Origin of the sequence: Vallitalea maricola, from assembly GCF_036985595.1 — a bacterium.
Lineage (GTDB): Bacteria > Bacillota > Clostridia > Lachnospirales > Vallitaleaceae > Vallitalea > Vallitalea maricola.
Genome location: NZ_BTPU01000079.1, coordinates 37,733 through 50,280 on the forward strand (window position 1 = coordinate 37,733; position 12,548 = coordinate 50,280).

General features: G+C 30.3%; 11 protein-coding genes and 2 pseudogenes. 1 reads left to right on the forward strand and 12 read right to left on the reverse strand.

Annotated elements, in window-relative coordinates; translation table 11 throughout:
* Window positions 1-8: 8 nt before the first annotated feature.
* The 5 genes and pseudogenes from rsmD to AACQ14_RS20255 form a co-directional block, all read right to left on the reverse strand.
* Window positions 9-581 (reverse strand): annotated as a pseudogene (rsmD, locus tag AACQ14_RS20235) (16S rRNA (guanine(966)-N(2))-methyltransferase RsmD); the annotation flags it as partial.
* 206 nt (window positions 582-787) lie between these two features.
* Window positions 788-979: an alpha/beta-type small acid-soluble spore protein gene (locus AACQ14_RS20240; RefSeq protein ID WP_281818979.1), complete on the reverse strand. Its 192-nt coding sequence runs from the start codon at window positions 977-979 to the stop codon at window positions 788-790.
* Window positions 980-1,167: 188 nt separating this feature from the next.
* Complete coding sequence (recG, locus tag AACQ14_RS20245) at window positions 1,168-3,222, reverse strand: ATP-dependent DNA helicase RecG (protein WP_339365399.1); 2,055 nt, start codon at window positions 3,220-3,222, stop codon at window positions 1,168-1,170.
* 232 nt (window positions 3,223-3,454) lie between these two features.
* Complete coding sequence (locus tag AACQ14_RS20250; RefSeq protein WP_339365400.1) at window positions 3,455-5,131, reverse strand: DAK2 domain-containing protein; 1,677 nt, start codon at window positions 5,129-5,131, stop codon at window positions 3,455-3,457.
* A gap of 35 nt (window positions 5,132-5,166) precedes the next feature.
* Window positions 5,167-5,520, reverse strand: coding sequence for an Asp23/Gls24 family envelope stress response protein (locus tag AACQ14_RS20255; protein ID WP_339365401.1), 354 nt, complete (start codon window positions 5,518-5,520; stop codon window positions 5,167-5,169).
* 279 nt (window positions 5,521-5,799) lie between these two features.
* Between AACQ14_RS20255 and rpmB the strand changes: the two genes are divergently transcribed.
* Window positions 5,800-5,985, forward strand: a complete 186-nt coding sequence (gene rpmB, locus AACQ14_RS20260) for a 50S ribosomal protein L28 (protein WP_113674750.1) — start codon at window positions 5,800-5,802, stop codon at window positions 5,983-5,985.
* A 322-nt stretch (window positions 5,986-6,307) separates the two neighbouring features.
* Here the strand turns inward: rpmB and AACQ14_RS20265 are convergent, their stop codons facing one another.
* From AACQ14_RS20265 to AACQ14_RS20295, 7 genes and pseudogenes are all read right to left on the reverse strand, one after another.
* Window positions 6,308-6,949: a thiamine diphosphokinase gene (locus tag AACQ14_RS20265; protein WP_339365402.1), complete on the reverse strand. Its 642-nt coding sequence runs from the start codon at window positions 6,947-6,949 to the stop codon at window positions 6,308-6,310.
* A 2-nt stretch (window positions 6,950-6,951) separates the two neighbouring features.
* A complete protein-coding gene (gene rpe, locus AACQ14_RS20270) occupies window positions 6,952-7,608 on the reverse strand; it encodes a ribulose-phosphate 3-epimerase (protein WP_339365403.1) in 657 nt (218 codons plus the stop codon).
* 1 nt (window position 7,609) lies between these two features.
* On the reverse strand, window positions 7,610-8,488 hold the full coding sequence (rsgA, locus tag AACQ14_RS20275; protein WP_339365404.1) for a ribosome small subunit-dependent GTPase A: 879 nt from the start codon (window positions 8,486-8,488) through the stop codon (window positions 7,610-7,612).
* Entirely contained in the window at window positions 8,488-10,401 is a 1,914-nt protein-coding gene (gene pknB, locus AACQ14_RS20280; RefSeq protein WP_339365405.1) for a Stk1 family PASTA domain-containing Ser/Thr kinase, read from the reverse strand. The genes rsgA and pknB overlap by 1 nt, the downstream gene beginning before the upstream one ends.
* An 11-nt stretch (window positions 10,402-10,412) precedes the next feature.
* Window positions 10,413-11,135 (reverse strand): Stp1/IreP family PP2C-type Ser/Thr phosphatase, encoded by a 723-nt coding sequence (locus AACQ14_RS20285; protein ID WP_339365406.1) that lies wholly within the window; start codon window positions 11,133-11,135, stop codon window positions 10,413-10,415.
* A gap of 39 nt (window positions 11,136-11,174) precedes the next feature.
* Window positions 11,175-12,224, reverse strand: coding sequence for a dual-specificity RNA methyltransferase RlmN (gene rlmN, locus AACQ14_RS20290; protein ID WP_339365407.1), 1,050 nt, complete (start codon window positions 12,222-12,224; stop codon window positions 11,175-11,177).
* A gap of 25 nt (window positions 12,225-12,249) precedes the next feature.
* Window positions 12,250-12,548: pseudogene (locus AACQ14_RS20295) on the reverse strand (16S rRNA (cytosine(967)-C(5))-methyltransferase RsmB); the annotation flags it as partial.

Below are 12,548 nucleotides of genomic sequence, written 5' to 3' on the forward strand. Positions count from 1 at the left end.
AATAATTTCTAATTTACTTTATGACTATGCTTAATAAATGTAAATTTATTAGTTCTAAAAAGTTTTTCCTTTGATATTTCATACTCTGTATCATCAATAAAATCAAATGTAGTACCTATAGAACTTTCACATATTATCATACCATCTTTGTCAAGTAAATCATTTTGCTCTATTAGTGAAATCACTTTACTTTCCCAACCTTTATCATAGGGTGGATCCATAAAAATTATATCAAATTTTTCTTTATTAGTGCAAAATTTATTAAGGGCATGTATTACATCAATTTTATAAATCCCAGCCATATCACTTAATTTCGTCTTTTCCAAATTATCTTTGATACATTTCAACGAATCTATACTCTTTTCAACAAAAGCCGCACTGCTAGCTCCTCTACTTAGAGCTTCTATACCAATAGCTCCACTCCCACTAAATAAATCTAGAAATCTACTATCATATACATCAACATTAATTATATTGAATAAGGTTTCTTTTGTTCTATCAGTAGTTGGTCTAACATCTAAACCTTTTGGAGTCATTAAATTAATTCTTCTTGCTCTTCCTGCTATTACTCTCATATGTAATCCTTCCTGATGAAGCTGTGCCTCGTTCCCCTAAAAGGGATTATCTTTTAAAATAAAAAAAGTTACACATTATTATTTTAACCTATTAACAATAATTGTCAATAAGTATTATGTCTTAATCAAAATTTTTATCAAAATATGTTAAAATAAAAAGATGAGCACTAGCCCATCTTTCATATATTGTAGATAATATTAAATATCTGCTATTATTGACCCATTAAATTTTGTTCAGCTTTTTCAATCATTTTTTTAACCATGTATCCACCAACTGAACCGTTTTGGTAAGATGTTAAGTCACCATTATATCCTTGTTTTAAAGGTACTCCTATTTCGTTTGCTACTTCATATTTAAATTTTGATAAAGCTTCTCTTGCTTCTGGAACTACGTTTTTAGCCATTACTAGACCCTCCAATTCTTACAATGCTATTTTTTTGTAACACCTCTTCGAAGAGTTGTTTAATTAGGTTACGATATTATTATGTGTATATTTAATAATAATACACTAGCAAATATTGTTTTTAAATCTAATCTTTTCTAGTAATTCAATTTAAATCTATAATATTACATTATTGTAATAATTTTCCATTATAAAGATATCTGTTCTATTCTTTTTGTAAAATATCTCTTCATTTTATGATTCAAATATTTATTTACTTCTGATTCCAAATACTTATCATTGGATAATATCTGTTTCGCTAATCCATTGGCTTCTTTTAATATATCTATATCCCTGAATATATCTCCAATGATGAACTCTGGCAGACCATGTTGTTTTAACCCAAACACATCTCCTGGACCTCTTAACTTAAGATCATATTCTGATATGACAAAACCATCTGTATACTTGCACATTATATCCATTCTTTTCTTAGTAATTGTATTTTTAGAATCAGTAATCAATATACAGTAGGATTTATATTCTCCTCTACCTACTCTTCCCCTTAATTGATGTAATCCAGCCAAGCCAAATCTTTCAGCATTTTCAATAATCATCAAAGTAGCATTCGGTACATTTACTCCTACCTCTATTACAGTAGTTGAAACCAAGATATCAATTTCATCATTACTAAATCTTTCCATAATATCATTTTTTTCTTTGGCTTTCATTTTACCATGCATATACTCTACTTTTATTTTATTATCGATTCTTTCTTTTATTTTCTCAGTATATGAAACAACTGATTCAAGTTCTAGTGTTTCGGAATCTTCAACCATAGGACAAATAATATATACTTGTCTACCATTATTAATTTCTCCCTCAATAAAAGAATATATACGTTCTCTATAAGAAGTATTTACTGCATAAGTTTCTATTTTTTGCCTACCGGGTGGCATTTCATCTATGATTGAAACGTCCATATCTGAGTATACTATAAGTGCAAGTGTTCGTGGAATCGGTGTTGCACTCATAACAAGTATATGAGGATATTTTCCTTTATCTGACAAATTTTCTCTTTGCTTAACACCAAATCTATGTTGTTCATCAGTGATGGCTAATGCCAGATTATTGAATTCAACTTTTTCTTGTATCAGAGCATGTGTACCAATCAATATACTTATTTCGCCATTTTTTAATTTTTTATAAATTTCATCTTTTTGTCTTTTAGTCATTGAACCCACTAAAAGCTCAACTTTTAAACCCATAGGATTAAGGAGCTGGGTTATTGAATTATAATGCTGTTTAGCTAATACCTCAGTAGGTGCCATCATACATGCTTGATAATTATTATCTGCTACGTATAAAAGTGCTAGAGCTGCTATTATTGTCTTACCTGAACCAACATCACCTTGCACTAATCTATTCATAGCTTTATTGGATTTTAGTTCATCCTTTATTTCTTTCCAGACCTTTTGCTGAGCACCTGTTAAATTATAAGGCAATGATTCAATCAGTTTTTTTTCGTTAGGTATATCGTTGATATTAAATTCATTAATTACATCATTAGTATGCTCTTTTATGAGATTTATCCCTAAAGCAAATAATAGGAATTCATCAAAAATAAGTCTTTTTTTTGCAGTCTCTAATGATTCGTAGTCCTCTGGGTCATGAATTTGCCTTATAGAATAATTATATTCTGCCAAGTTATATTTCTCTCTAATTTCATTTGGTAGAAATTCCTTTAATTGATTTCTAGTATACTCAATGGCTTGCTTAATAATACCAGTCATAAAATTCATTGATATGTCTTTTATAAGAGGGTAAATGGGTTTTAGATGATTAATACTCTCACTGTACTTACTAATCTCTATTATCTGTGGAGAGCTCATCTGAACTATATTATATTTGTATTGTATCTTACCCTTGAAAATATATTTAGCCCCTATTTTTAATTTATTTTTAAGATAAGGCTGAGAAAACCAAATTGCAAATATTTCTCCCGTATTATCCCTGATCTTAGTTTTAGTCAATACCATATTTCTTTTTCTGATATTTTGTGTAGGAAAACATATGGTTCCCTCTATAACATTAATCTCGTCCATTTTAATTTCTGATATTTTTGTTATTGGCATGTTTTTTTCATAATCTCTTGGATAATAGTTCAATAGATTTTCTATAGTTCTTATACCCATTTTATCTAATAATTTACTTTTTTTGTCTCCTATACCTTTCAAAACAACAACAGGTAAGTTAGTATTCATAAAAAAGTCACCCTTTAACTCTTTTTTATCTTATTGGAAAGTTCCTTCATAAGAGGCATAACCTCTTTTCTTAAATAAGTTTTATAATTAAATAAAGAGACTGTTCCACAATACATTTTACTTCAATAACCTGTAAGATAGATTGCTATCTTATGGAAATCGATTGCTGTAAAAAAATTATTGTGAGACAGCCATCTGCAATTAATCAACTATAGTCTTCAATTGTTCCTAACTATTCAACTGATAAAATATAGTAATATAAAGGTTGACCACCGTAATGCACTTCAACATCACAGTCTTCAAATTTTTCCTCTATATATTTACCAAAATTATCTGCTACGTTTTCATCAACTTCTTCACCGTAATAAATAATAACTAATTCGCTATTGTCATCAACCAACTGCTCCACCAATTCTTTTGCAGCAGTATCTAATTCTTTTTCTACAGTGAGGATTTTATCATTACCTATTCCAAGTATATCTCCTTCTTTGATCTCTTTCTCATCAATGCTGGTATCTCTTACAGCAAAAGTAAGTTGACCAGTTGAAACATCCGTCATTGAATCTTCCATATTAGTTATATTATCATCAACACTATTTTCATGTTCATAGCTAATCATAGCTGATATACCTTGAGGAATTGATTTCGAAGGGATAACTATTACATTTTTATCTTCACATAATTCGCTTGCTTGTTTAGCAGCTAATATAATATTTTTATTATTTGGAAGAACAAATACATTATCAGCATTTACTTGTTTTATTGCATTCAATACATCCTCTGTACTTGGATTCATTGTTTGTCCACCTTGGATTATATAATCTACACCAAGGCTCTTAAAAATATCTTTTAAGCCATCACCAATTGAAACAGCGACAAAACCAACTTCTTTTCTTGGCTCTTCTGATACATCTTTGTTATTATGGGCACTAACATCATTCTGTTCTGCAATCACCTTTGATGTATGCTGTTGTCTCATATTATCAATCTTCATGTTTACTAATTCTCCAAGCTCTAAAGCTTTCTGAATTGCAAGTCCTGGATCATTAGTATGTACATGGACTTTAATAATATCATCATAACCTGCTACAACAATTGAATCACCAATAGTCTCTAAGTAATTTCTAAAAACTAGACTATCTTCTTCAGTAGTATCTGGGTTATTAACGTTTATAATAAATTCTGTGCAATAACCGAATTTTATATCTTCTGTTGGGATTTTTGCTAGATTTGAATTATCTACTTCATCATCTGCATCAATATCAGTAACTACATCAAAATCTAATTCTACTCCAGCTTGAAGTGACATGAATGCACCTTCAAAAATATATAATAATCCTTGACCACCTGCATCAACAACACCTGCTTGTTTTAATACATCTAACATTTCTGGAGTCTTTTCAAGAACTTCTTTTGCATAATTGATACTCTCGCTAATAACAAATTCAATATCATTTGAATCAATTGCCAGCATAGCGGCTCTTTCTGCAGTCTCTCTTGCTACTGTCAAGATAGTACCCTCTTTAGGTTTCATAACAGCCCTATATGCCGTTTCAACGCCTTTTTGGAAAGACTTAGCAAGTATTAAGGTATCTATCTTATCATGTTCTGCAATCACCTTAGCAAAACCTCTGAGCAATTGTGATAAGATAACCCCTGAGTTTCCTCTAGCTCCTCTTAATGAACCAGATGAAATTGCCCCCGCTACCTCTTTCATATTATTATAATTAGAATTACTTACTTCTTTAGCTGCTGATAATATTGTTAAAGACATGTTTGTACCTGTATCTCCATCTGGAACTGGAAAAACATTTAATTTATCTACATATGCTTTCTTAGATTCTAAATGCTTAGCTCCAGAAACAAACATTTTCTTTAAAGTACTTGAATCAATATATTCTATAGCCACAACTTTTCCTCCTTAATATAATACTTCCATAAGGCTTACTCAACTCTAACGCCTTCTACAAAGATATTAATCTTTCCAACATCCATTCCAGTAAATTTTTCAATTTTATATTTTACAGTACTAATTAAATTATCTGCAACTGCTCTTATATTAATTCCATATTCAATAATTACATGAAAATCTATTGTAATAACATTATTTTCTATATCTACTTTTATACCTTTTGTCAAACTCTCTCTCTTAAGCAATCTAACAAAACCGTTAGTTACATTTATTGAAGCCATACCAACTATCCCATAGCATTCGATAGCTGTTAATCCAGCAACTTTAGCTACTACTTCGTTATCAATGGTAATATCACCAATATTCGTTCCGAATCTTCCAGTCATAAAACAAACCTCCTTTTTATATTATATATTTTAATTTCCCTTATTAATCCTTAATAAAGTATTTTGATAGTTTAATAATAACCTAAAACATGCTTTCACATAATATAATTGTTAATTAATCTATTGATTAAATCACTAAGCATTATACCATTTTTTATACTATTATTACAATATTATTTTCTTTTCTTTAAATTATTATAATCTAATGCTTGCATTATGTCCACTTTTTTGTTAAAATTGTTTTGTTGTAAACATGTACGTATATAAGGAGGTGCAAGTATGGCTAAGTGTGATATTTGTGATAAAGGCGTTTCTTTTGGAATTCAAGTAAGCCATTCCCATAAAAGAGCTAATAAAATGTGGAAACCTAATATTAGAAGAGTTAGAGCAATTGTTAATGGTCAACCAAAAAGACTTAATGTTTGTTCTAAGTGTTTAAAATCTGGTGCGGTAGAACGTGCATAAAACAATCCCCAATAGGGGATTATTTTTTTTATTTTATTTTAACATTTTAACAACCAAATACCTATACATAAACTAGTAAGTGAAAGAATAACACCTACAGCTCCTTTAGGTAATATAGATATTAAAAGCATTCCTAAAGATATAGATACTAGAATTACTCCTATCAATTTAGTTCGGAAGCACATTTCTTTCACCATACATAACTTATTATTACATTATATGTTTAAAATATATATTTGATAACTAAAATACTGTATTAACTTATCAATTATCTCTGGGAAAAATAGTCAATGCAGTATAGTCAATGCAGTATTATATATTATTAGTCTCTCGAACGTATTACCATCAAAATACCATCAGTAAGACTAACCGTAGCCTTATCCTTGATAAATTCGTTGCTAATTCCTATTGAAATCCCTTGTCTCATAGTATAGCCATTAAGTTCATACTTTAATCCTTGGGTGGATATCCCTGTAACTGTACTGGTTAATGGAATCAATGATATGTATTTATAATCATTTCTCTGAAAACAAGTAGTCTTGTCAATAAGACTTATGATATTATTATTATTTATAATCCTGCATTTGATTCTTTTTTCAAGGGGTATCATCAGAATATGAATATTTGCTATAGTATGGTCAATTCTAGTGCCAATTCCACCAAATAAATCAATATGGGTACTCCCCATATCAATTGCTTCCATTATTGCTAGATGAGTATCGGTTTCATCCTTTTCCGCAATAAATCTATTCACTTTTATCCTAGAATCCTTAGTCAATTCATTAATAACTACAGGACTAATTGAATCAAAATCTCCAACTATCAGATTAGGTTGTATCCCTGCATCAGACAAGTACTGTGCTCCTTTATCTACACCTATTATATAATCATATTCGTTACAAGTGATAAAACTCTTCAGAAAAGCTAAATCTACAGTTCCCCCTGTAACAATTAGTGTTTTCATATCTAATTCTCACAAACCTCTCTAAAAGCTTTAATTGTACTACTTATATCTTCTGAATTATATATTGCTGAACCTGCAACAATCACATTAGCTCCAGCATTAACAACTTTTTTCACATTATCCAAGGATATTCCACCATCTACTTGAATATCACATTTTAACCCTCTACCACAAATAACATCTTTGATGGCACTTATTTTGTGTAGTGAGGATTCTATGAACTTTTGACCACCAAAACCTGGATTTACTGACATAACCAACACCATATCAAGCTCATCGATAATATATTCCAAAGCGTTGATAGAAGTAGCAGGATTTAGTGATACCGCTGCCTTAAGACCATAACTCTTAATTAAAGAAATAGTACTGTGAAGATGTTTACATGCTTCTGCATGTACTGTTATTATATCTGCTCCTGCTTCTTTAAAATCTCTTATATATCTGCTTGGTTCATCAATCATCAAATGAACATCAAATACTTTATCAGTATACTCTCTTATGCTCTTGATAATAGGTACACCAAATGAAATATTAGGAACAAATGACCCATCCATGACATCAATGTGTACATAATCACATCCTGCTTCATCAATTCTTTTAATATCTTGTCCTAAATTTGCAAAATCCGCTGCCAAAATTGAAGGTGCTATCTTAATCATTTTACCATCTCCTAATATCTTTTAATTCATCATATAGCATTTTATAACTTTCATATCTAAGTTTACTGATTTCACCATTCTCTAATGCATGTTTAACTGCACAATCAGGTTCACTTATATGATTACACCCATAGAATTTACAGTTATCTTCATACTTTTTAAACTCAATGAAATAATTCTTTAGATCATCTTTTTCAATCTCATCGATATATAAAGAACTGAAACCAGGTGTATCAACAACATAACTATCCTTATCAAAAGCTAAAAGGGTCGCATGTCTGGTAGTATGCTTACCTCTTTTGATTTTTTCACTGACTTCACCAGTTTCAAGCATCTCCACTGATTGAATCAGATTAAGTATAGATGATTTTCCTACACCTGAAGGTCCAGCAAACACTGTTGTTTTATCATACAATATTTCTCTCAGTGGTGATATTCCTATATCTTTTGTTGCACTAGTCAATAACACATCATATCCAGTATCTTTATAGATGCTTTTTATATCATCTAAGTCTTCATCAGATACAGTATCAACCTTATTAAAACATATGACTACACTTATATTTTCTCTTTCTGCCATTATTAAAAACTTATCAAGTAAATGAAAGTTGGGTTTTGGATTCTCCACTGCGAAAACAATAACAACTTGATCAATATTAGCGACTGTAGGTCTAATCAAACTATTTTTTCTAGGTAGAATCTCTAATATATTCCCCTTCATATCTTCATTTTCTAATATATCAATCTCCACATTATCGCCAATAAGAGGCTTTATTTTCTTATTTCTAAAAACACCTCTGGCCTTACATTCATATATACCCTTTTCAGGTACGTGTATATAGTAAAATCCTGCAATTCCTTTAATGATTTTACCTACCATTAATTAGCCTCCTCTTTAGTAAAAACAAAAGGGTTTTCATACTGGTACACATCATTAAGGTAAATCTTAATGATTGCATCTCCCTCACCAGAAACAATAATTGGCAATGGGAAATCTTCACTTTTAACCAATTTATTGAACACAACACTTTCCCTGTCTTTAATAACTAGAACTGCTTTTAACTGCCCTTCAGTCTGATCAGGGTCAAATATATTATTTATAGTTTCAGTATGGAAAAAACTAACTTTTTTGCCTAGACTTACAGCAATATCTATAACATAATTTTCCTTTACTTCTTCCCCTGGATCAACAGTCTGACTGATAACTTTACCTTTAGCCACTGTATCATGATTAATTTTAGTTACATTTCCTATTTCTAGATTAGCCTCGGTTAACTTATTTCTGGCTTGCTGTTCAGTTAAGTCCTTCAAATTAGGTACAAAAACTGTTTTTTCTTCTTTACCTTTACTTACAAAGATAGTGACAACTTCACCTTTTTTTAATTTGGTTCCCTTATCTGGATATTGCCTAATGACAATACCAAGAGGTATAGAATCATGATATTCTCTTTCTATCTTATAAGTAAGATTTCTTCCCTGTATAATACTTTGTGCTGTAGTAAATTTTACACTCAGAACATCAGGAACTTCAAAAGTCTCTATTCCTTTGCTTACAGTTAATTTTACAATCTGGTTTTTTTCAGCAACTGTATTTTCTTCTGGAATTTGTGAAATAATTTTATCCACATCATAAGTATCATCATATGTTCTTTCTGTAACATCAATTGTTAAATGCTTGTCTTCCAACAATTTTTTTGCATCAGACAGCAACATACCCTGTACATCAGGTATTAACACTTCTACTGGCTGCAATCTGGCTTTTATACTATTAAATACAAAATAAGAAACTATTGACACCAAAACAATAGCTGAAACCACTCCTAGAAAAACCACAACTTTCTCAAGATTGGATTTTTTCTCGGTAATAGAATTATTTTCTTTTTCTTTCCATATTTTTTTCATATCATTATCAGACATAAAGAGCGTAGGTGAATCATCAACTATCTTTATATCAACAAAATCTTCTTCAGGTGATATATTCGCTTTCTTTAGATCTTCCATCAACTCATCTGCACTGGAATATCTGAATTCAGTTTTCTTTAAAGTAGCCTTGATTATTATTGATTCCAGACATTTAGTAATATTAGGATTTTTCTCTCTTGGACTTGGTAAATCTTCATTTATATGAAGAAGAGCTACTGAAACTGGACTTTCAGCTTGATAAGGTAATGTTCCTGTAGCCATTTCATACATAGTGATACCTAATGAGTACAAGTCACTTTTTTCGTCACAAAAACCGCCTCTAGCTTGTTCTGGAGAAATATAGTGAACTGAACCACTTGCATTAGTAGGGGCTACAATAGTCTTATCTGTAGCTACTCTGGCAATACCAAAATCAGCTACTTTTGCAATACCATCTTTTGTAATGATGATATTTTGTGGCTTGATGTCCCTATGTATAATATGATTTTCATGTGCATGCTCTAACGCTGAAGCAATAGATGCAGCAATTTTGATAGTCTCAGCATCAGATAATGGAGCATTATTCTTAATATACTCCTTTAGGGTAATTCCTTCTAATAATTCCATTACTATATAATAAATATTTTTATCATTTCCTACGTCATATATATTAACAATATTGTGATGTGATAAACTAGCTGCTGATTGAGCCTCCACTTTGAATCTTCTAACGAATTCTTCATCCAAGCAAAATTCATCTCTCAAAACTTTTATGGCTACAAATCTCTCTAGTTTATTACATTTAGCTTTATATACAATAGACATACCGCCTGAACCAACTTTTTCAATTATTTTATATCTACCACTTAAAATTACTCCTGGCTGCAACATACCATGTCACCTCATTCCCCTTTTATTAATACAGCTGCTATATTATCAGTTCCTCCATTATGAAGAGCAAGTTCAATCAGTTCATCAAGCTTTTCATCAAGTTTTTTATCAGAACCAACCACTTGGAGAATTGTATCATCTTCTAACATATTGGTCAAACCATCTGAACACATTAGGATAAATTCCTCACTAGTTATGTTCAAGGTAAATATATCACATTTTACAGTTTCATCTGCACCAACAGCTCTAGTAATAATATTTTTATTTGGATGATTTTTACTTTGACCTCTTGAAAGTTTACCACATTTAATCATTTCTTCAACTAACGAATGATCTTCTGTTATTTGATTAATAGCATTATTGATTAAATATAATCTACTATCTCCAACATTGGCAACAAATAATTTATTATCTTCAACTGAACATACAATAAATGTTGTGCCCATACCGAAAAAATTCTCATCTGCCAATGATTTATTATGAATTATTTCATTTATGTAATTTATACCATTAATAAAAGTATCTGAAATATGTGGGTATTCATTTGTTTTAACATAACTAACAAATTCTTCAACAGCACACATAGAAGCATACTCTCCTGCTTTATGTCCTCCCATCCCATCAGCAATTATATAAAGATTAGGAAGGTTTCCAATTTTTTCATTAGAAATGTAAAAACTATCTTGATTAATATTCCTTATTTTCCCTTTATGGGTTTTCCCTATAGCTTTCATATAACCTCCTATAAGTATTACCAGTTTATTAAAATAAATTTATACTTCCTTATTTTTGTCTTTGGTGTAACTTCTTCTAAGCTGTCCACATGCTGCATCAATGTCGCTTCCCAATTCTCGTCTAATAGTAGTAGGTATTTTATGTTTTTCCAATACATTTTTGAACGCTAGTATAGTGTCTTTGCTGCTATGTCTATAGCTTCTTTCTTCTACTTGATTAATTGGTATTAGATTGACATGACATAAAATTCCTTTTAACACTTTTGATAGTTCCTTAGCACATTCAATCCCATCATTAACACCTTTTACCAAACTATATTCAAATGTAATTCTTCTCTTTGTTTTCTTAACATAATCTTTACATGCCTCAATTAATAAATCATAGTCATATGCATTAGCAATAGGCATCATGGTTTTTCTAATTGAATTATTGGGAGCATGTAATGATATAGCCAAAGTGATCTTTAAATTTTCATCGGCTATCTCATTAATCTTTTCAATGATACCACAAGTAGATACAGTAATGTTTCTTTGACTAATATTCATTCCTTCTTCTGAGTTTATAATCTTAATAAACTTTATCAGAACATCATAATTATCTAAAGGCTCACCTGTCCCCATAATAACTATGTTAGATATTCTATTACCGCTTATTCTGTTTATTTCATATACTTGTCCGAGCATCTCAGAAACTGTCAAATTCCTTTTTAATCCCCCAATAGTTGATGCACAGAATTTACATCCCATCCTACATCCAACCTGAGAAGATATACATACTGAATTACCATGCTTATAAGACATGAAAACACTCTCAACTACATGATGGTCATTTAATTCAAACAGATACTTTCTAGTTCCATCTTTTGACTCTAATTTTTTAACTTCACGAAGCGTTACTATATCACAGTTAACAGCTAATTTATCTTGTAATGCCTTAGATATATTGGTCATCTGAGAAAAAGAGGATACTCTTTTTTCATGTAACCATCCATATATCTGCTTAGCCCTAAATTTCTTTTCACTTATTTTTTCCATAAATTCTATCAATTCATCCATGGACATTGATAAAATATCAACCTTATCATTCAAATTCTAATATTCCTTCCATTATGTTCTAATTACCAATTCTTCTTAGCTTAGCTATGAAGAAACCATCTGTGTCATAAAATCCAGGTAATAATTGAATATACCCCTTGTTATTATTATTGATTGTATTAGGTAAATTATCCTCAAAATCAACTAATTCAAAAGGGAAATTATCAGTGAACCACTTAACATTCTTTATGTTTTCTTCTGGATTAACAGTACATGTGCTATACATAAGTATACCACCTGTTTTTACATATTTGCAAACAACTTTTAATATATTCCTTTGAATGTCAATCAAATCATCTATATCTTTTCTTTCTACAT